Genomic DNA, 19,972 nt, shown 5'->3' on the forward strand with positions numbered 1-19,972 from the left:
CTGTGAATAGATACACTCTCTCATTAAAGGCCTTCAAGGCACTTCCAAAGCTTAATAAAAGCTTCGGAATGCAACTATACCACATACGGTAAAAAGATAATAGCACCAATTATAACAGCTATAACTGTAAATAATAAAACTGCTCCTGCTGCGACATCCTTTGCAATTTTCGCAAACGGATGAATATCGGCAGTCGCTAAATCTACTGTTTTCTCCACAGCCGTATTTACCATCTCTAAACTCATTACAATTCCTATTACAATAAGTAATACCATCCACTCTACTTTCGTAATATGGAAATAAAAGCCGCAGCATATAACAATGACTGCGGCTAAATAATGAATTTTCATATTTCGTTCCTGACGAAGACAAAAGAATATACCAGCTATAGCATATCCAAAACTATCTATAAGTTTTCCCTTTTTCATCGACCTAATCCAAACGCTTCTAAAATTTCTTTTTGTCTTCCAAACATTTCTTTCTCATCCTCTTCTGTCATGTGATCATAACCAAGCAAATGTAAAAAGCCATGTAACGCTAAAAAGCCAAGCTCACGATCAAAAGAATGTCCATACTCTTCAGCTTGTTCTTTCGCTCTAGGAATAGAAATAATAAGATCCCCTAGCATGCGCGGCATCTCCGTACCTAAAATTTCCATTTCTCCTTCTCCCAGCTCTTCCATAGCAAAGGAAATTACATCAGTAGGCTGATCCTTATCTCGGTAATCACGATTAATCTCGCGAATGCGCTCGTTATCTACAAATGTCACTGATAACTCCGCACCATCCTCTATATTTTCCATTTGAGCTGCTTTTTCTAACACTTCACGAATTAGATTTACATATTCCTCTTTTACTTCTTCTGTTTCATCCATAAAATCAATTAATAAACTCATTCTTTCTCCTTATCTTCCGGTAGTTCCGGATATGTAATACGAGAATGAAAAATACCATTTAACGTCTCACATAACGTTTTTCCCACGATTTGTAGTTCCTTAAATGTCAAATCACATTCACTAAATTGTCCATCTTGTAAACGATCTTTAATAATACTCTGCACTAAATTATTAATTTGATCTGGCGTTGGATGATTCATGGAACGCACCGCAGCCTCTACACTATCAGCAATACCAACAATTGCCGACTCTTTAGAAGTTGCTTTTGATCCCGGATAACGGAACATCTCTTCTGTATATTTTTCCTTATCTTCTTTAATCGCCTTATAGTAAAAATATTTAAGCAACGTTGTACCATGATGTTGCCCAGCAATATCAATAATTTCTTGCGGGATATGGTATTCTTCTAACATCTTTACCCCATCCGTTACATGAGCAATGATAATATCTTTACTCGTTACAGGGTCTAATTTATCATGCGGGTTTTTAATTCCCATCTGATTTTCAATAAAGAATTGTGGTTGCACCGTTTTTCCTACATCATGATAATACGCTCCTACACGAGCTAATACACCATTTGCTCCAACCGCTTCACAAGCCGATTCAGACAGATTCGCCACCATTACACTATGGTGATATGTCCCTGGCGCTTCTAACAAAATTTTACGCAAAAGCGGATGATTCGGACTTGATAGTTCCATCAGTTTCATACTTGATACAATTCCAAGCCCACTCTCTAAATATGGTAAAATCCCCATAGCTAGAACCGAAGAGATGATTCCTGATAAGGAAGCCATTAATAATTGCGTACCAATTTCAAGAGGTGAAAAATTCCCATTACGTAACAATAACAATGCCGCCAATACGACTACATTTAATACAGAAACAAGTATACCCGCTTGTAAAATCATCGTACGACGATTTTTTTCTCTCAAGAAAATACTAACTGATAATGAACTTAATAAAACATAGATTCCTACACTATAATTGAGTGTGCTCGTTACTCCTTCATTAAACATAATGCTTCCGCACACAGAAAAAATCATACTTGTTAAAAATACAAATCGGTCACCAATCATTAGTTTTACAAGTATTGTTCCCATTGCAACTGGAACAACATACGCGATTCCTGCATATTCAAGCTTTTGGAACAAGCTAATGATTTTCATTAAAACAATCGTAATAGACAAGATGGTAATATAAGCTAAAATATACGGTCTATCTTCTCTTTTTCGCTGTAAAAACACTTCAAACTGTTTATGCATAAAGTATAATAGCACACCAATAAGCACCGCTAATCCCACATAGGGTTGGAAGCTATTACCTTTCTCTAACAAGCCGACTAATTTCAGCTGATTATACATATCACTTGAAATGGTTTCACCTTCTCTAACAAGAACTTGTCCTTGAAGAATATAAACAGGCGGAACTAAATCCTCCTCTGCTTTTCTCTTCTCTTTTGTCAAGCCCGGATCATAAAAATAGTTTGCTGAAATCGCATATTTCCCTAATGCCTTAATAGCTTCTTTTAAACCATTATCGACATTAACACTATTCATCTCACTTACATACCGCTCTTTTGCGTCCTTCAATTCGTCCATTTTAATATGCTCAGTCATAATACTATTAATAGCTGTGACTGCTGCATCTTTCGCTAATACCAATTGGCTTGAATCTGCGTTAATCAAGTTTAGTAAGTTTGAGTCCGATAAATCTTTCGTTAAATCGACAGGTAATTTCTTTTTCAACTTTTCCACTTTATCAGCATCGGTAATCTTTTTTTGTTCATCTGGTCCAACAGCTTTAATCTCTTGTACCACTTCATCTACCTTAGAAAAAACATCATTAACAATATCCACTTTATTTTGTTTAAGCTCACTTCTATATGTATACTGATCTTCAACTTTGGTAGCGGCTTCTTTTTTCTTTTTTTCTGTTGTAACTTTATCTTCAATTTTAATAGGAGAGTGGATTGTTTTTTTAGCAATAGAGTATGTTTCAACATCTAATTGCTCTGGCTTTACATTATTCATAAGTGCAAAAAACAGCACCGCTCCTAATACAACGTAAGAAATCCAACTTAGTTTTTTCGAATGTTGTAAATTACGAAACCACTTAGAAATTTCTTGAGATCTTGACATGATTTCAATACCTTCTCCTCTCCAGAAATAAAGCGAAACTATTTATAGCTTTCATTTCTTCTAGCTAGCGATGCTTTTAGAATAATACATCATTTATCGCTTATTCTCTTCTTCTTTCATGATAGTAAAAAAATTGCCACTCGCCAACCTTATCATACAAAAAGAAATGATCCTGACAAATAGGATCATTCCATTTTATCATATGCCTCAATAATACGTTGCACTAACGGATGTCTTACAACGTCACTTTGTTCTAATGTAATGAACGAAAGACCCGATACACCAGATAAAACATTTGCAGCAATTGAAAGGCCAGATTTCACTCCTTTTGGCAAATCCACCTGCGAAGGATCCCCTGTTACAACCATTTTAGAACTAAAGCCTAATCTTGTTAAAAACATTTTTATTTGGGCACCAGTTGTATTTTGCGCTTCATCTAAAATAACAAATGAATCATCAAGCGTACGCCCTCTCATATAAGCAAGCGGCGCGATTTCAATTACTCCTCGTTCCATCATACGTTGCGTATATTCTTGTCCAAGAATATCGTGCAGCGCATCATACAATGGACGTAAGTACGGATCTACCTTCTCTTTTAAATCCCCTGGTAAAAAACCTAAGTTTTCTCCAGCTTCTACAGCAGGTCTTGTTAAAATAATTTTCTTTACATACCCTTGCTTTAAAGCTCTCACAGCCATTACTACAGCTAAGTATGTTTTCCCCGTCCCAGCAGGTCCCATCCCAAATACAATATCATTCTTCTTCATTGCATGAATATATCGTCTTTGCCCCATTGTTTTTACACGAATGGATTTACCTTTTGCCGTTTTAAAAATTTCTTCTTCATATAACTCTTCAAATTGAGCAATTTTCCCTTGTTGTGCGAGCTGAATTGCATATGCAACATCTCTTTCTGTAATTGATACACCTTTACGAATAACAACAAGTAATTGCTGTAAGATTTTTTCTACGAGTGTCACAGTTTCAACTGCCCCAGACACATGAACTGTTTCTCCTCTAGTTACGATCGATACATTAAGTTCTCGTTCAATTACCTTTAAATGAGCATCATTGACTCCAAAAAGAGCGATTGCTTCGTTAGTATTTTCCAATTGTTGGTTCATTTCTACTAATTGTTCTGCCATTACTCAGTCTCCTTGAATATCGGATTCGGATATCGGTTGTGGCTCTGCAATATTTTCAATTACAGTATAATGCAATGTGACTTTTAGTTGATCCGCCTCAACCTCTTTACTCAAAATCTTATCACTTACAATCATAGCATGTTCATCCAATTTTTTCTTTAGTTCTTTTTCAGCCATCTCTTTCGCTACTTTCAATGCCTGTTTTTCTGTGTATTCTCGATTTGCCTCTTCCTCTTCTCGTACAATATCTTTTTCATATGCAATCGGTAATGTAAAACCAAATAATTTCACATCATGTTTTATACTTTCAGTACGAGAGCGTTTATACTTATCATGTTGAAATCCCCATATTTTTATTTTCGCATCCCAAAATTTAAGAAAATATTCATTGTATGCATTCCCAGTATACACTTGAAATTGTGTCTTTAACGGAACATTCACCTCAGATGTGTACCACGTTTCTCCATATACAATACCTTTCGCTGAAACAACCGTCGGATTCTCCTCATTACCATATATTCCCGATACGAGGAGCTGCCCCTTTTCTACATGATCATTTTTCATGACAACCGGTTTTCCAACTTCAACAAATGTTTTTGTGATAATTGCTTCTTTTTTTGCCACTAAATTTTGTGGTTGTTGCTCCTTTTCTTTTTTCGGTTCGTTTTTTTCAACAATTTTAAAATGATACGTCGTCCCTCTTACTTCTAGTCCTGCCCAAGTAATCGCATTAATATTGTTTGTCAAATGGCGTTGTACATCTTCTACACTAGGCATTTGAAACTGTAGTTTCCCTTTTTTAATACCCATTTTGTCCAATTCTTTCATCAATATATATTCTGTTTCAGGTTTTGCTCCTGTAATCTCAATTTTCCAAACCATATTTGACATTGTAATCATGCCAAAAAAGAAAATTAAAAAACCGATTAAAAAACCACTGTTTTTAATTAAACGCTTATTCCAAAAGGGAAAACCGTAGCGTCCAATAAAATATAATTTACATTCATTTTTTCTATAGATTGGTTTTATTTTTTTCACATCGCGTAACAACATACAAAAAACTAACGTTTCATCAGCAATCTTCTTAACATCCCAAACCAATAAATTTCTCCGTACACATTCGTTAACAAACCGCTCCACTCCCCTACCTTCAATTCGCACTTTTACATACCCAAGCCACTTTATAAACCATTTATTTTTCATCTACTACCTTCACTACCTTTCCAAAAGTAGATATACTACTTTTCATTTGAAACATTAAAATAGCTCGTACTAAAGTGAAACAAGGTGAAACTTTAATCTTTCTCTATCAACGGAACTTTTACAGGATAAAGAAGAAAAACTTCACAAATGGAAGTTTCACTTCAATCCTCCTTTTTTTCATTTTCCAAAAATGTTACTTGTTCAATTATCCCTTCGAGTAAAAGCTCTTCTGGAAGAATCGTTTTAATAACAAAGGATTGTCCTTTAATTAGTAATTGACCGTGTTTTAATAGCAATCGCACTTCTTTATCTGAAAACACTAATAACCCTCGATGATTTTCTATATAAATATGTATTTGCCCAACAAGAGTAATCCGAGGTAGATCCATTAATACATCCACTGGTAGGTCTACTTGTTTTGTTAACCAATTTTTCATTTGCTCTAATTTCTTCATCTCAAAAGACCCCCCTCTCATCCCATATATATGTATTTCTTCACAAGTGCCTATCGTGTTATAACGACTTCACTAACATAACTATATTCTGAAAGAGTTCATATCATGTTAATTAAAACAGCCGCTATATGAAATCATATTTGTCGGGACAATGATGGATCAGAGGATGTTATCCTGAATAATAGGAGTATTAATACAAGAATATGCGCCCCTACGGGATATCAGTACAAGTTGCACTAAGAAATTGAGCCTGACGAGAAGTTGGAAGCGTAAAAAATCCTGTTACAATTGGTTCTGGATATGACATACTGATCATAGGATAAGTAGTTGTCATTCATTAGACATAGATATAATATTTGAAAAAGGAAATCGCCCTCCGCTCTGAATGTTGCGTTGTAAGGAAGAATATTTTATAGGTGGTTGTTATATGAATTTCAAAAAAATATTAGGTTTCATTAAAAAACAAAAAATGAAATGATAAGTGAGGAAATACTAAAGGAAATTGGATTTACTCAAGAAATTTTGAACATTATAAAGCAAGTTACCGATAGTAGTATCCAGCCCTTTTACACGACTGATTTAGAATCTAAAATAGCGGGAATCTCTTTCGTTACCTTTGAAAGTTACGCTGAACAGCAAGTTATAAAACTTCAATCTCAAGTTAAAAAACTTGGATACTTAGCTTTTATTTACGAAAGAAAATTTAGTGAAGGAAAGAAGAGTGAGTGTAGAATAGGAATCATACAAGGAAATGGTAAAGTGAAACTTTAATCAGAGGGGGATTTTTTCCATCCCCCTCTGATTATTAGTTGAAACAATCGGGCTTTTACGGGCAGTTAATCTCCCACCTAACTTCCTCGCATGTGCCGAATTTTGAAGCGGGAGTCTTACTGCCCGCAAACAGCGGGGTCAATTTGATATCCTTACAATCCAACAAACAAATGGTGTTAATTACGAGGTTAGCAATGAAGATGTTATTTCTAAACTAAGAAAATGGAATAATCGCTATCCGTTTATCATTATTGGTGCTAATCATGACTCAGTTGATGCCATTTTTAGTGTGTTACCTACAGACCAAGAAATGTATGAATTTTGTCCAGATATAGCGGAACAAGGAACAGAAAGTATTGAAAAATTAATTGAAGAAATTAAGAAAACGAAAAAGCTTTTTTGTGGTGGGATTAATCATAACTAAGATTGTTACTTTTTACATACCAGAGGCGTTTCTATCATTAACAGGAACGCTTTTTATTAATATAGCGTCATTTTCAATAAGAACAATAAAAAACGTCTCATACGAAATGAGACGTTTTTTTATGCTAATAGCTGGATAACCAACTTATTCACAAGTGATCCGTCTGTTTTACCTTTTACTTTCGGCATAACAGCAGTCATCACCTTACCCATATCTGCTTTAGAAGTCGCACCAACTTCAGAAATAACTCGCTTGATTACATCAACTAGTTCTTCTTCAGTTAATTGCTCTGGCAAATATGCGCTTAAAATCTGAATTTCACTTTGCAGTTTATTAACAAGGTCTTCACGACCAGCTTTTTTAAATTCAAGGAGGGAGTCCTTATGCTGTTTTACTTCACGAGCTAAAACCGTTAGTTCCTCTTCTTCAGTAAGAGTATGTTGCAGTTTAATACCTTCATTTTGTAAAGCAGCCTTAACCATACGAATGACGGTTAATTTTTCTTTTTGTTTATTCTTCATCGCTTGTTTCATATCATCGTTTAAACGACCGAGAAGACTCATAACTTACACCCTCTCTTAGAATTTACGCTTTCTTGCCGCTTCAGATTTCTTCTTACGTTTTACACTTGGTTTTTCATAAAACTCGCGCTTTCTTGCTTCAGCAAGTGTACCAGTTTTAGAAACCGATCTTTTAAAACGGCGAAGTGCATCCTCCAAAGACTCGTTTTTACGAACGACTGTTTTTGACATTCTCTTTCCCTCCCTCCGAAACATCACACTTACATACTAACTTCAGCATGCAAAAAGAAACACTTCTTCAGCATGTCTTTTACGATTATAATACATTTTATCACTTCAGGTCAACTATTTGCAGAATAAAAGACGAATCGATGCCCTTCCTTTTTTAAAAGCTATGCAGACAGCCCTTATCCCTCCACCTAAAGACAACCATGTTTTTACCAGTACACCTTTTTAATAAAAGATGTACTAAACAACTACCCATCTTTTCAGTACTTAACTTCTCGACGAAAAAAGCATGCAAACCGTTTCCGGTTGCATGCTTTTTTTATGCGCTTGCTGATTCTTTTTTCACATCATCTTCAAGAACACGAACGAATTGCGCTTCGTTATATGGATAACCAGCTTTCGTAATTTTCACTTTCACTAGCTTACCAATTAATTCTTCAGATCCTTCAAATACAATTTTCAAGTAGTTATCTGTATAACCTACATATAACCCTTCACGTTCGCCCTCTTTAAATTGCTCTTCTGGAATAATTTCAAGCACTTCACCTTCAAATTGAGACGCATACTCTTTCGCTAATTGATTAGATAGTTCAATTAAACGATGAACACGATCGTTCTTCACATCTTCAGGAACTTGATCTTCCATGCGCGCTGCAGGTGTTCCTGTACGTTTTGAGTAAGGGAACACGTGTAACTCAGAGAAGCGATTCTCTTTAATGAAATTGTATGTTTCCATGAATTCTTCTTCTGTTTCACCTGGGAAACCGACGATTACGTCTGATGTAATCGCAAGGCCTGGTAACGCTTCTTTCAAACGATCTAAACGCTCTTGGAAAAATTCCATCGTATACTTACGACGCATACGTTTTAATACAGTATTAGATCCTGATTGCAACGGAATGTGCAAATGGCGTACAACTATTTCAGACTTGTCTAACACTTCAATTACTTCATCTGAAATTTGACTCGCTTCAATAGAAGAAATACGAAGACGTTTTAATCCGTCTACTTCTGCTTCCATGTCACGAAGTAATCCAGCTAAGTTATAATCTTTAATATCTTCACCGTATCCACCTGTATGAATACCTGTTAATACGATTTCTTTATAGCCTGCGTCTACTAATTGCTGTGCTTGTTTAATAACTTCTTTCCCATCACGAGAACGCATTAAACCACGCGCCCAAGGAATGATACAGAACGTACAGAAGTTATTGCAACCCTCTTGTATTTTTAAAGATGCACGTGTACGATCCGTGAAATAAGGTACATCAAGTTCTTCGTATACACGTGTTTTCATAATGTTGCGGACAGCATTAATTGGTTGACGCTCTTTACGGAATTCTTCGATGTAGCCTAACATCTTTTCACGATCCTGTGTACCAACTACAATATCTACACCTGGAATTGCCATAATTTCCGCTGGAGATGTTTGTGCATAACATCCCGTTACACAAATAACTGCATCCGGATTTTGACGCACAGCACGTCTAATTACTTGACGGCTTTTCTTATCTCCCGTATTCGTTACTGTACATGTATTAATAACATATACATCAGCTTTCTTTTCATATTCAGTTCTTTCATAACCACCTTGTTTAAACAATTGCCAAATTGCCTCTGTTTCATAGTGGTTTACTTTACAACCTAACGTGTGGAACGCAACAGTTGACATTGATCATCACCCCATCAATTCAAAATGATAAGAAGCAGCACTTAACGCATAAAGCGGTGCCGTTTCCGTTCTTAAAATCCTTGGTCCTAAACTACATGGTACAAATTTATGTTCACGAAGCGCTGTAATCTCTTCCTCAGCTAAACCACCTTCTGGGCCAAATACAATCAATAGCTTTTGACCTGGTTTCATTGTCGTTAAAGCTGTCGCAAAATTAGATTTCTCGCCTTGTTTCGCTTCCTCTTCGTACGCAACCAGACAAACATCATACTCACCACTCATTGAAAGCAATTGCTTAAACGATGCTGGAGCATGTACTTCTGGAACTTCACTTCTATGCGATTGTTCCGCAGCTTCTTTCACAATTTTTCTTAAACGCTCAACTTTTTTATCAGCTTTTTTCGCATCCCATTTTACGATAGAGCGGGATGCTTGAAATGGTAAAAATGCGGCTGCCCCAAGCTCAGTTCCTTTTTGGAAAATTAACTCTAGCTTGTCTCCTTTCGGCAGTCCACTTGCAATCGTCACGAACACAGGAAGTTCACTCGATGCCTCTACCCATTCTACAATAGCTGTCTCAACAAATTCACTGGTAATTTCATCAATTGAACATACTGCTGTTTTTCCGTTCACACAGCAATAAATGTGATCTCCAGCTGACATACGCATTACTCTCGCAATGTGATGTACATCATCACCTACAATGCGAATCTTCGCTTCACTTACATGTTTTTCTTCTACAAAATAACGTTGCATATAATCACCTTAGTAGAGTTTCGTTCCTTTCGTAAGTCAACACTTACGAAAAGAACGAAACGTTATCATTTTTCATATAACAAACGGCAAGTCCCTCACTTTATAGTGAGAGACTCCCCTTTTCATTATAGACTAAAATCTATATTACGCATTTCGTGCAATAATTGCTACCCAATCTTCCATTCGTAACACTTCTTCAATTGTAAATCCAGCTTTTTCTAACGCCTCAGAAATTACTTTTTCCTTCGCAGCAATAATGCCCGATGTAATAAATAATCCGTCCGACTTCACAACTCTCGCTGCATCTTCAGGGAATAAAAGAATAATTTCTGCTAATAAATTCGCTACGATTAAATCAACAGGTCCTTCAATACCTTCCAATAGGCTGTTCTGTCCAACAGTAACTATATCATCTGTTTTATTTAAACGTACATTCATTTCTGCACTTTCCACTGCAACTGGATCTAAATCATATGCTTGAACAGAAGACGCACCTAATTTTGCCGCTGCAATACTAAGTACACCAGAACCTGTTCCTACATCAATGACCGTATCACCTGGTTGAACTGTTTTTTCTAAAGCACGAATACACATCGTTGTTGTTGGATGAGTTCCTGTACCAAACGCCATACCTGGGTCTAATTCAATGATTTTTTCATCAGGAGAAGATGGTGTATATTCTTCCCACGTCGGTACGATTGTGAATGTATCAGAAATTTGTACTGGATGGTAATACTTTTTCCAAGCAGTAGCCCAATCTTCTTCATTGACTTCGTTAACGGTAATATTACCAGTACCAATTTCGATGTCGTAAGATGGAAGCACATCAATAGATGATTTTACACCTGCAATCGTTTCATGTAAAGAATCCGTTTGCGGGAAATATGCTTTTATTAATACACCCTCTGCCGGGTATTCATCTGGATTCAATGCATAAATTTCACCATATTGTTGCTCGCGCTCTTTCGTCAACTCCGCTGGATCCTCAATCGCAACTCCGCTAGCACCAGCTTCATGTAAAATATGAGAGACAGCTTCTACTGCTTCTTCTGTTGTATGAATACTAATTTCTGACCATTTCACAATTTACCAACTCCATTTTTTATTTCCATTATTCCCCTTTGAAAGCACGCTTAAGCTTTCCGAACAAACTATCATCCTGCTCTTCTTGTCCTGCAAATTCACGCAATAAATCTTTTTGATGTGAAGTTAATTTCGTCGGTACAACAACACGAACGACTACATATTGATCTCCTTGACCATATCCACGTACGTTTGGAGCACCTTTTCCTTTTAAGCGGAATTCTGTTCCAGTTTGTGTTCCTGCTGGAATTTTCAGCTTCACTTTACCATGAACAGTAGGAACTTCCACTTCATCACCAAGCGCCATTTGCGCAAATGTTAATGGCATTTCGCAAATAATGTGATCTCCTTCACGCTCGAAGAATTCATGATTTCTTACATGAACGACAACATATAAGTCTCCTGCTGGTCCGCCATTTACGCCGGCTTCACCTTTTCCAGACACACGAATTTGTTGACCATTATCGATACCCGCTGGAATTTTAACATTGATTTTTTTACGTTTACGAACTTTACCTGAACCGTGACATGTCGTACATTTTTCTTTAATAATTTGTCCAGTTCCTGAACAATGACCACAAGCTTGACGGTTTACGATACGACCAAACGGTGTGTTTTGTTCTACACTTACTTGACCAGAGCCTGAACAATGTTTACATGTTTCTTTTGAAGTTCCTGGTTTTGCTCCACTACCTTTACAAGTATCACATGGATCTTCTACTGGAATTTCCACATTTAATTCCTTACCAAAAATAGCTTCTTCAAAATCTAAAGTGACTTGATATTGTAAGTCAGCACCTTGGCGCGGAGCATTTGGATCACGACGTCTGCCGCCGCCACCGCCAAAGAAAGAACTAAATATATCTTCAAAACCGAAGCCACCGCCGAAGTCTCCTCCGCCGCCAAATCCACCGAATCCTTGATTTGCACCAGCATGACCAAATTGATCGTACTGCGCACGCTTTTGATCATCACTTAACACTTCGTATGCTTCTTGTACTTCTTTAAACTTTTCAATTGCATTTTCTTCTTTGCTTACGTCTGGATGGTATTTTTTAGCCAAACGACGATACGCTTTTTTTATTTCATCTGTTGAAGCGCCCTTGCTAAGTCCAAGGACCTCATAATAGTCTCGTTTACTCATAAATTTACAACCCCCGAATCTTTCACATAAACGTAATTTTAACACCGAAAGAAAGTGCTTTGCAACAAAGTTTCCTCACTTACAGTATGCAAAGCGAAAAACTTAAGATCCTCACACATCGCTTCTCATTCGTGAAAAAAGCCAAAGTCAAGGCACGCTTGACTTTGACTTTTTGTCATCTTACTTATTATGTTTACAGTTGAATTACTTGTCTTCTTTTACTTCTTCAAACTCAGCGTCAACTACATTGTCTTTCTTCGCGCCAGCGTCTTGTGCACCTTGCGCACCTTCTGCTTGACCAGCAGCTGCTTGAGCTTGCTCGTATAATTTAACAGTTAATTGTTGTACGATTTCTTGTAAAGCATCTTTTTTCGCACGAATTTCTTCAAGCTCGTTTTTCTCAATTGCAGCTTGTAATGCTTCTTTCGCTTCTGTTGCTTTTGCAACTTCAGCTGCATCTACTTTACCTTCTAAATCTTTTACAACTTTGTCTGTTTGGAATACAAGTTGGTCAGCTTCGTTACGAAGTTCAACTTCTTCCTTACGTTTTTGGTCAGCGTCAGCATTTGCTTCTGCTTCTTGTACCATACGATCTACTTCTTCATCAGAAAGACCTGAAGAAGATTGGATTGTAATAGCTTGCTCTTTGCTTGTTCCTAAGTCTTTTGCACGTACGTTAACGATACCGTTCGCATCAATATCGAATGTTACTTCGATTTGTGGAATACCACGTGGTGCTGGTGGAAGATCCGTTAATTGGAAACGACCTAATGTTTTGTTGTCAGCTGACATTGGACGCTCACCTTGTAGTACGTGAATGTCTACTGCCGGTTGGTTATCAGCAGCTGTTGAGAATACTTGTGACTTACTTGTTGGAATTGTAGTGTTACGCTCGATTAATTTCGTGAACACGCCACCCATAGTTTCAATACCTAAAGAAAGTGGAGTTACGTCTAATAATAGTACGCCTTCTACATCACCAGTAAGTACACCACCTTGAACCGCAGCACCTAATGCTACAACTTCATCAGGGTTTACGCCTTTGTATGGCTCTTTACCAGTTTCACGTTTAATAGCTTCTTGTACAGCTGGGATACGAGTAGATCCACCAACAAGGATAACTTTATCTAATTCGCTTGGAGCAAAGCCAGCGTCTTTTAATGCACGGCGAGTTGGCTCTAACGTTCTTTCAACAAGACCTGCTGAAAGCTCTTCGAATTTCGCTCTTGTTAACGTTAATTCTAAGTGTAATGGGCCAGCAGCTCCAGCACTAATGAATGGTAATGAAATTTGTGTTTGTGTTACACCTGAAAGATCTTTTTTCGCTTTTTCAGCTGCATCTTTCAAACGTTGAAGTGCCATTTTATCTTGGCTTAAATCAATGTTGTTTTCTTTTTTGAATTCAGCTACTAAGTGATCGATGATAACTTGGTCAAAGTCATCTCCACCAAGACGGTTGTCACCAGCAGTTGAAATAACTTCGAATGTGCCGTCTGCTAACTCAAGGATAGATACGTCAAATGTACCGCCACCTAAGTCATATACTAAGATTTTTTGCTCTTCATCTTGTTTTTCTAAACCGTAAGCAAGTGCTGCTGCTGTCGGTTCGTTAATGATACGCTCAACTTCTAAACCAGCGATACGACCAGCATCTTTCGTTGCTTGACGCTCTGCATCGTTGAAGTATGCAGGTACTGTAATAACAGCTTTCGTTACTGTTTCACCTAAGTATGCTTCAGCAGAAGCTTTTAAGTTTTGTAAAATGATTGCAGAAATTTCTTGAGGTGTAAAATCTTTACCTTCAACTTCTACTTTGTAGTCTGTACCCATATGACGTTTAACAGACATGATTGTATTTGGGTTTGTAATTGCTTGACGCTTCGCAACTTCCCCAACTTGACGCTCTTCATTTTTGAAAGCTACAACAGAAGGTGTTGTACGGTTTCCTTCTGGATTTGGGATAACCTTTGGTTCTCCACCTTCCATAACAGCTACACAAGAGTTTGTTGTACCTAAGTCAATACCGATAATTTTACTCATGGCGAATCCTCCTACTTTTATGTAAATTATTGATTTACTTTTACCATTGATGGGCGAATCACACGATCTTTTAGTTTATAACCTTTTTGGAATTCTTCAACTACCGCGTTTGATTCAAATTCACTGTCTTCCACTTGCATAATAGCTTGGTGTTCATTCGGATCAAACTGTTTACCAACAGCTTCAATCACTTCCACACCTTCTTTAGTCAACGCTTCTAGCAATTGACGATGCACCATTTCCATACCTTGTAATAAGGATTTCGTTTGCTCGTCAGTCGCTTCCACTTGCATCGCTCTTTCAAAATTATCAAGAGCTGGCAAAATATCTGAAACTAGACTTTGTGCTCTATATTTGTCAGCAGCCTGTTTATCCATTTGGACACGGCGCTTATAATTTTCAAAATCAGCTTGTAGACGTAATGTGCGACCTTCCGTTTCCGTTAGTTTCGCTTGTAACTCATCTACTTTTTCTTGTAAAAGAGCAGCCTCACTTTTTTCTTCTACAGTTTTTTCACTGTTTTCTGGCGTGACAGCTTCTTCAACTTGCGCTTCTTTCACTTCTTCTACCACTTGTTCGTTACGCTCTTCCACAATTTTCACCTCCTTAAAAGGTATTAGGTATCACGCTTAGCATGATTACCTAAGCATTATATATTACACACAGCAATGAAAATTTCATCACTTGAGCGAATGTATTACTCTCATTTACTTTTTAAGTCCGTCTGTAAACTGTCTTGTAAATAACTGCAGTAAACTAATTACACGAGAGTATTGCATTCTCGTCGGACCTAAAATTGCAATTGTTCCAAGTTGCTCTTCTCCAATCGAATACGTTGCAGAAATCAAACTGCAATCCTCCATTGCCGTCGAAGAGTTTTCTCTACCAATTTTCACTTGAATTCCGACTTGTTTATGACGCAAAATGTCATAAAACGCAGCCTCATTATCAATCATCGTCAGCAATGATCTTACTTTGTGAATGTCATGGAACTCTGGCTGCGAAAGCATATTCGCTTTCCCTCCAAAGTATATCTTTTCCGATAACGGAACTTGAAATGTACCATCTAACATTTTTATCGCACTATCGTAATTATGAACATACCCACGTAAAACTGTAACAATCTCTTTAAAGATTTTATTATGAAGTTCTGCCATCGGTACGCCAGATAGCTTTTCATTTAAAATGTTAACCATTTTTTCTAAATCTGATAAATCAACAGATTCCGGAACGGTAATCGTTTTACTTTGTACATGCCCTGTATCCGTTACAATAATAGCGACTGCTGTTTGACGATCAAGTGGCACAATTTGTACGTTTTTAAGTTTATTTGTGCTTAACTTAGGCCCGAGAACAATGGCTGTATAGCTCGTAAGCTCTGATAAAATTTGAGCAGATTGCTGTGCAACTTTTTCTGCTTCAAAAATTCTTTCAGCAAATAAATCTTTAATTTGTACAATTTCATCGTTCGGTAAGTTTTGTGGCGCTAAAAGATGGTCTACATAAAATCGGTATCCTTTCTCAGAAGGAACCCGTCCAGAAGAACTATGCGTTTTTTCAATAAAACCTAATTCTTCTAAATCAGCCATTTCATTTCGAATAGTAGCTGAACTAAATGTAATTTCTTCTTTTTTAGCCAACGTTCTAGACCCAACGGGCTGCGCTGATCCAATAAAGTCATCAATAATTGTTTGTAAAATTAAGAGCTGACGTTCCGTAAGCATCTCATCATCACCTCTGTTAGCACTCTTTGTCTTCGAGTGCTAAATCTATTAATAACTTACCAAAATTGACATTCAATTGTCAACGGAAACGTCACGAAATAATGAAAATTTTTCACGTTTACGAAACATTTAATTAGTCAATCAAAAATGACTGGAATACTTCATTCCCTAATAATTTCCCTTTTCGTGTTAAACGCACATATCCATCTCTTTCTTCAAGCAACCCCTGTTCTTGATTGCCTTGTAACTGCTTCGCGAAAACTTGATCCATCTCCATATTGAATTTCTTTTGGAATGCTATTTTAGACACACCTTTTGTTTTTCGAAGTCCTAAAAACAACTCTTCTTCCATTTTTTCCTTCTCAGTCACTTCATGAACATCTAAATAAGGAAATCCTGTTTCATCAATTTTCGTGAAATACTGCTTGAGCGGCCCTACATTTTGAATACGTTCTCCATTTACATAACTATGCGCTCCAGCTCCAAATCCATAGTACTCTTCATTATTCCAGTATGTGAGATTATGTCTACTTTCATTATCACCTTTTGAGAAATTACTAATTTCATACTGGTTATAACCGTGTTTCTCCATTTCATCCATTACCATTTCGTACATTTTCGCTTCATGGTCTTCACCTGGGAGTCTTAATTTCCCTTTATTCATTAAGTTATAAAACACTGTTTTCGGTTCCACAATTAATGAATATGCTGAGAAATGTTGCACACCGAGCGTAAAGGCAATGTCTAACGTTTCTTTTACATCTTCTATCGTCTGCCCTGGCAGAGCATAAATTATGTCTACATTAATATTTGTAAAGCCAACTTCTTGCGCTTCTCGAATCGCTACAAACGCATCCTCCCTCGTATGCTTGCGCCCTATTTTCTCAAGCAGTTCATCACGAAACGTTTGTACACCAAAACTAATTCTGTTCACGCCACCTTCTAACAGTAAGTTCAACTTCTCTTTCGGTAAGTCCCCTGGATTCGCTTCAAAAGTTAATTCACAATTCGGAGCAAACGGACGCAAACGACGATTAATGATATCGAGCAATTTTTTTGTCTGTTCCATATTTAATGCTGTCGGCGTTCCTCCACCAACAAAAATCGTTTTCATACTATCAAACGGTACTTTTTGAACCGTATTTATTATTTCTTTCTCTAGGTACTCTAAATATTGATCTACCGGTTGGCGTTCAATAAACACTTTATTAAAATCACAATAGTGACAAATATGCTGACAAAACGGAATATGAATATATGCAGCTTGTACCAAATATAACTCCTACCTTTCTAAAAAGAAAACCTCCGCACTCCGGAGGGTTCTCTACTTCTCTAACGTATTACGGATTTGTTCCATTCGCATTTTTCCCCAATCATACATCATTTCAACGATTGGTAAAAGTGACATGCCTAGTTCTGTCATATAATACTCAACACGAGGAGGAATTTCAGGATATACTGTTCGATCAACAATCCCATCTTCCATTAACTCTTTTAATTGGTTCGACAAAACTTTATGAGAAATGCTTGGGAATAACCGTTGTAATTCGCTAAAACGATGAGGCCCTTCCACACCAAGATGCCACAGTATCACAACTTTCCACTTTCCACTAATAATAGAAAGCGTCAATTCCTTTTCACAATTAAAATTGCCATTTTGTAGTTTCTCTTGAATATCTTTTCGAATATTTTCGGACATTAATAATCTCCTAACTCTGTATGAACTAAAAAGCTCTCCCACTATTGTAAATGAGAGATGCTAAGATGTCTAAAAAGTAATGATACAGAAAAAAAGAAGCCGCATAAACGACTCCTTCTTTATTTTATATTAGTTGTCATCCATTTTCAGTACAGCCATGAATGCCTCTTGCGGTACTTCTACAGAACCAACAGACTTCATACGTTTTTTACCTTCTTTTTGCTTATCAAGAAGTTTACGCTTACGAGAAATGTCACCACCGTAACATTTTGCAAGTACGTTTTTACGCATCGCCTTAATTGTAGAACGCGCTACAACCTTGTTTCCGATAGTAGCTTGAATTGGCACTTCGAACTGTTGTCTTGGAATCAATTCTTTTAATTTCTCTACGATTACTTTACCACGGTCATACGCTGAATCACGGTGCACAATGAACGATAAAGCATCCACTTGTTCATTATTTAAAAGAATATCCATTTTCACAAGTTTAGACGGTTTATAACCAATTAACTCGTAGTCAAATGATGCATATCCTTTCGTATTTGATTTCAATTGATCGAAGAAGTCATATACGATTTCTGATAACGGGATTTCATATGTTAATGTAACACGCGTTTCATCTAAATATTGCATATCAATAAACGTTCCACGTTTACCTTGGCAAATTTCCATTACAGCTCCAACATAGTCATTCGGAACCATAATTGAAGCTTTCACAAACGGCTCTTCTACACGATCGATAGACTGTGGATCTGGCATATTAGATGGATTATCAACAATAACATCTTCACCGTTTGTTAAATAAACTTTATAAATAACGCTTGGCGCTGTTGTAATTAAGTCAATCTTAAATTCACGTTCAATACGTTCTTGAATGATTTCCATGTGAAGTAAACCTAAGAATCCACAACGGAAACCAAATCCTAGCGCTTGAGATGTTTCTGGTTCAAACTCAAGAGCAGAATCGTTTAACTCTAATTTTTCTAACGCATCACGTAAATCGTTATAACGAGCAGAATCAATTGGGTACAGACCACAGAATACCATAGGGTTTAATTTACGATAACCTGCTAACGGCTCAGCTGCTGGACGTTTCGCATGTGTAATTGTATCACCAACGCGTGTGTCCCCTACATTTTTAATAGACGCTGCTAAGAAACCTACATCACCTACTGTTAACTCATCACGCTGCGTTGTTTTCGGTGTAAATACACCTACTTCCGTTACTTCAAATTCTTTACCAGTTGCCATCATACGTACTTTATCGCCAACTTTTACCGTTCCATTTACAACACGGATATAAGCAATTACACCGCGGTATGGATCATATAAAGAGTCAAAAATCATACATTGTAACGGCTCTTCTGAATCACCTGTTGGGGCTGGTACTTTTTCAACAATTTGTTCTAAGATTTCTTCAATACCAATCCCAGCTTTCGCTGAAGCAAGCACTGCTTCTGATGCATCTAAACCAATTACATCTTCTACCTCTTGACGCACACGCTCTGGGTCCGCACTTGGTAAGTCGATTTTATTAATAACCGGTAAAATTTCTAAATTGTTATCAAGTGCTAAATATACGTTTGCTAACGTTTGTGCTTCAATACCTTGCGCTGCATCTACTACAAGAATCGCGCCTTCACAAGCCGCTAAACTACGAGACACTTCGTACGTAAAGTCGACGTGTCCTGGTGTATCAATTAAGTGAAGAATATACTCTTCACCATCTTTTGCTTTATAGTTTAACTGTACTGCGTTTAATTTAATTGTAATACCACGCTCACGCTCTAAATCCATAGAGTCAAGCAATTGAGCTTTCATTTCACGTTGTGTTAACGCATTTGTTTTCTCTAAAATACGGTCTGCTAACGTTGACTTTCCGTGGTCAATATGAGCAATGATAGAGAAATTACGAATTTTCGACTGTCTTTTTGCTCTTTCTTCTTTATTCATCTATGTTCTCAACTCCTAATAGTCTCGCCAATATACACTAGCACTGATTATATCAATAGAGCAGCAAAGATTCAATGAAAACTCGTGCTGCTTACAATACAAATCATTCTATCTATAT

The 19,972-nt window shown here is 37.0% G+C and carries 19 protein-coding genes and 1 pseudogene; 2 read left to right on the plus strand and 18 right to left on the minus strand.

The features are described from left to right. Window positions 1–74: 74 nt before the first annotated feature. From ACQKNR_RS04185 to yqfC, 6 genes are all read right to left on the minus strand, one after another. A complete protein-coding gene (locus ACQKNR_RS04185; RefSeq protein WP_427315572.1) occupies window positions 75–428 on the minus strand; it encodes a diacylglycerol kinase family protein in 354 nt (117 codons plus the stop codon). Continuing rightward, window positions 425–895 (minus strand): rRNA maturation RNase YbeY, encoded by a 471-nt coding sequence (ybeY, locus tag ACQKNR_RS04190; protein ID WP_427315574.1) that lies wholly within the window; start codon window positions 893–895, stop codon window positions 425–427. Before ybeY ends, ACQKNR_RS04185 begins: the two co-directional genes overlap by 4 nt. Beyond that, the gene (locus ACQKNR_RS04195; protein ID WP_427315576.1) at window positions 892–3,036 is read right to left on the minus strand and encodes an HD family phosphohydrolase; all 2,145 of its coding nucleotides are present in this window, start codon (window positions 3,034–3,036) and stop codon (window positions 892–894) included. The genes ybeY and ACQKNR_RS04195 overlap by 4 nt, the downstream gene beginning before the upstream one ends. Window positions 3,037–3,221: 185 nt before the next feature. Then, window positions 3,222–4,181, minus strand: coding sequence for a PhoH family protein (locus ACQKNR_RS04200; RefSeq protein ID WP_427315577.1), 960 nt, complete (start codon window positions 4,179–4,181; stop codon window positions 3,222–3,224). A gap of 3 nt (window positions 4,182–4,184) precedes the next feature. Beyond that, entirely contained in the window at window positions 4,185–5,384 is a 1,200-nt protein-coding gene (gene yqfD / locus ACQKNR_RS04205) for a sporulation protein YqfD (RefSeq protein WP_427315579.1), read from the minus strand. A gap of 161 nt (window positions 5,385–5,545) precedes the next feature. Beyond that, window positions 5,546–5,839, minus strand: a complete 294-nt coding sequence (yqfC, locus tag ACQKNR_RS04210; RefSeq protein WP_427315581.1) for a sporulation protein YqfC — start codon at window positions 5,837–5,839, stop codon at window positions 5,546–5,548. Window positions 5,840–6,313: 474 nt separating this feature from the next. Between yqfC and ACQKNR_RS04215 the strand changes: the two genes are divergently transcribed. Next, the gene (locus ACQKNR_RS04215; RefSeq protein WP_427315583.1) at window positions 6,314–6,610 is read left to right on the plus strand and encodes a hypothetical protein; all 297 of its coding nucleotides are present in this window, start codon (window positions 6,314–6,316) and stop codon (window positions 6,608–6,610) included. A 136-nt stretch (window positions 6,611–6,746) separates the two neighbouring features. Beyond that, window positions 6,747–7,024 (plus strand): annotated as a pseudogene (locus ACQKNR_RS04220) (DUF4253 domain-containing protein); the annotation flags it as partial. Window positions 7,025–7,153: 129 nt separating this feature from the next. Here the strand turns inward: ACQKNR_RS04220 and ACQKNR_RS04225 are convergent. The 12 genes from ACQKNR_RS04225 to lepA form a co-directional block, all read right to left on the minus strand. Continuing rightward, on the minus strand, window positions 7,154–7,597 hold the full coding sequence (locus ACQKNR_RS04225) for a GatB/YqeY domain-containing protein (RefSeq protein ID WP_427315585.1): 444 nt from the start codon (window positions 7,595–7,597) through the stop codon (window positions 7,154–7,156). A 15-nt stretch (window positions 7,598–7,612) separates the two neighbouring features. After that, a complete protein-coding gene (rpsU, locus tag ACQKNR_RS04230) occupies window positions 7,613–7,786 on the minus strand; it encodes a 30S ribosomal protein S21 (protein ID WP_000048061.1) in 174 nt (57 codons plus the stop codon). 316 nt (window positions 7,787–8,102) lie between these two features. After that, complete coding sequence (mtaB, locus tag ACQKNR_RS04235; protein ID WP_427315587.1) at window positions 8,103–9,455, minus strand: tRNA (N(6)-L-threonylcarbamoyladenosine(37)-C(2))-methylthiotransferase MtaB; 1,353 nt, start codon at window positions 9,453–9,455, stop codon at window positions 8,103–8,105. A gap of 6 nt (window positions 9,456–9,461) precedes the next feature. Then, a complete protein-coding gene (locus ACQKNR_RS04240) occupies window positions 9,462–10,211 on the minus strand; it encodes a 16S rRNA (uracil(1498)-N(3))-methyltransferase (protein ID WP_427315589.1) in 750 nt (249 codons plus the stop codon). A gap of 144 nt (window positions 10,212–10,355) precedes the next feature. After that, window positions 10,356–11,294: a 50S ribosomal protein L11 methyltransferase gene (gene prmA, locus ACQKNR_RS04245; protein WP_427315591.1), complete on the minus strand. Its 939-nt coding sequence runs from the start codon at window positions 11,292–11,294 to the stop codon at window positions 10,356–10,358. 28 nt (window positions 11,295–11,322) lie between these two features. Then, window positions 11,323–12,438 (minus strand): chaperone protein DnaJ, encoded by a 1,116-nt coding sequence (gene dnaJ, locus ACQKNR_RS04250; RefSeq protein ID WP_427315593.1) that lies wholly within the window; start codon window positions 12,436–12,438, stop codon window positions 11,323–11,325. Between the two features lie 204 nt (window positions 12,439–12,642). Then, window positions 12,643–14,478 carry a chaperone protein DnaK gene (gene dnaK, locus ACQKNR_RS04255; protein WP_427315594.1) on the minus strand — a complete coding sequence of 612 codons (1,836 nt, stop codon included), beginning with the start codon at window positions 14,476–14,478 and terminating at the stop codon, window positions 12,643–12,645. Between the two features lie 26 nt (window positions 14,479–14,504). Continuing rightward, complete coding sequence (gene grpE, locus ACQKNR_RS04260) at window positions 14,505–15,071, minus strand: nucleotide exchange factor GrpE (RefSeq protein ID WP_087970622.1); 567 nt, start codon at window positions 15,069–15,071, stop codon at window positions 14,505–14,507. A gap of 114 nt (window positions 15,072–15,185) precedes the next feature. Beyond that, window positions 15,186–16,202 carry a heat-inducible transcriptional repressor HrcA gene (gene hrcA, locus ACQKNR_RS04265; protein WP_000954961.1) on the minus strand — a complete coding sequence of 339 codons (1,017 nt, stop codon included), beginning with the start codon at window positions 16,200–16,202 and terminating at the stop codon, window positions 15,186–15,188. Window positions 16,203–16,335: 133 nt separating this feature from the next. Further along, window positions 16,336–17,475, minus strand: coding sequence for a radical SAM family heme chaperone HemW (gene hemW, locus ACQKNR_RS04270; RefSeq protein WP_000249445.1), 1,140 nt, complete (start codon window positions 17,473–17,475; stop codon window positions 16,336–16,338). A 51-nt stretch (window positions 17,476–17,526) separates the two neighbouring features. Then, a complete protein-coding gene (locus ACQKNR_RS04275; protein WP_001293547.1) occupies window positions 17,527–17,901 on the minus strand; it encodes a winged helix-turn-helix transcriptional regulator in 375 nt (124 codons plus the stop codon). 129 nt (window positions 17,902–18,030) lie between these two features. Beyond that, window positions 18,031–19,854, minus strand: a complete 1,824-nt coding sequence (lepA, locus tag ACQKNR_RS04280; RefSeq protein ID WP_193410389.1) for an elongation factor 4 — start codon at window positions 19,852–19,854, stop codon at window positions 18,031–18,033. Between the last annotated feature and the right edge of the window lie 118 nt (window positions 19,855–19,972).

The organism is Bacillus sp. NPDC094077 (assembly GCF_050279465.1).
Lineage (GTDB): Bacteria > Bacillota > Bacilli > Bacillales > Bacillaceae_G > Bacillus_A.

What these genes read in the sequence shown, in the direction of transcription:
- ACQKNR_RS04185 (WP_427315572.1), bottom strand. Translation starts at nt 428, where the DNA reads ATGAAAAAGGGAAAACTTATAGATAGTTTTGGATATGCTATAGCTGGT.
- ybeY (WP_427315574.1), bottom strand. Translation starts at nt 895, where the DNA reads ATGAGTTTATTAATTGATTTTATGGATGAAACAGAAGAAGTAAAAGAG.
- ACQKNR_RS04195 (WP_427315576.1), bottom strand. Translation starts at nt 3,036, where the DNA reads ATGTCAAGATCTCAAGAAATTTCTAAGTGGTTTCGTAATTTACAACAT.
- ACQKNR_RS04200 (WP_427315577.1), bottom strand. Translation starts at nt 4,181, where the DNA reads ATGGCAGAACAATTAGTAGAAATGAACCAACAATTGGAAAATACTAAC.
- yqfD (WP_427315579.1), bottom strand. Translation starts at nt 5,384, where the DNA reads ATGAAAAATAAATGGTTTATAAAGTGGCTTGGGTATGTAAAAGTGCGA.
- yqfC (WP_427315581.1), bottom strand. Translation starts at nt 5,839, where the DNA reads ATGAAGAAATTAGAGCAAATGAAAAATTGGTTAACAAAACAAGTAGAC.
- ACQKNR_RS04215 (WP_427315583.1), top strand. Translation starts at nt 6,314, where the DNA reads ATGATAAGTGAGGAAATACTAAAGGAAATTGGATTTACTCAAGAAATT.
- ACQKNR_RS04225 (WP_427315585.1), bottom strand. Translation starts at nt 7,597, where the DNA reads ATGAGTCTTCTCGGTCGTTTAAACGATGATATGAAACAAGCGATGAAG.
- rpsU (WP_000048061.1), bottom strand. Translation starts at nt 7,786, where the DNA reads ATGTCAAAAACAGTCGTTCGTAAAAACGAGTCTTTGGAGGATGCACTT.
- mtaB (WP_427315587.1), bottom strand. Translation starts at nt 9,455, where the DNA reads ATGTCAACTGTTGCGTTCCACACGTTAGGTTGTAAAGTAAACCACTAT.
- ACQKNR_RS04240 (WP_427315589.1), bottom strand. Translation starts at nt 10,211, where the DNA reads ATGCAACGTTATTTTGTAGAAGAAAAACATGTAAGTGAAGCGAAGATT.
- dnaJ (WP_427315593.1), bottom strand. Translation starts at nt 12,438, where the DNA reads ATGAGTAAACGAGACTATTATGAGGTCCTTGGACTTAGCAAGGGCGCT.
- dnaK (WP_427315594.1), bottom strand. Translation starts at nt 14,478, where the DNA reads ATGAGTAAAATTATCGGTATTGACTTAGGTACAACAAACTCTTGTGTA.
- hrcA (WP_000954961.1), bottom strand. Translation starts at nt 16,202, where the DNA reads ATGCTTACGGAACGTCAGCTCTTAATTTTACAAACAATTATTGATGAC.
- ACQKNR_RS04275 (WP_001293547.1), bottom strand. Translation starts at nt 17,901, where the DNA reads ATGTCCGAAAATATTCGAAAAGATATTCAAGAGAAACTACAAAATGGC.
- lepA (WP_193410389.1), bottom strand. Translation starts at nt 19,854, where the DNA reads ATGAATAAAGAAGAAAGAGCAAAAAGACAGTCGAAAATTCGTAATTTC.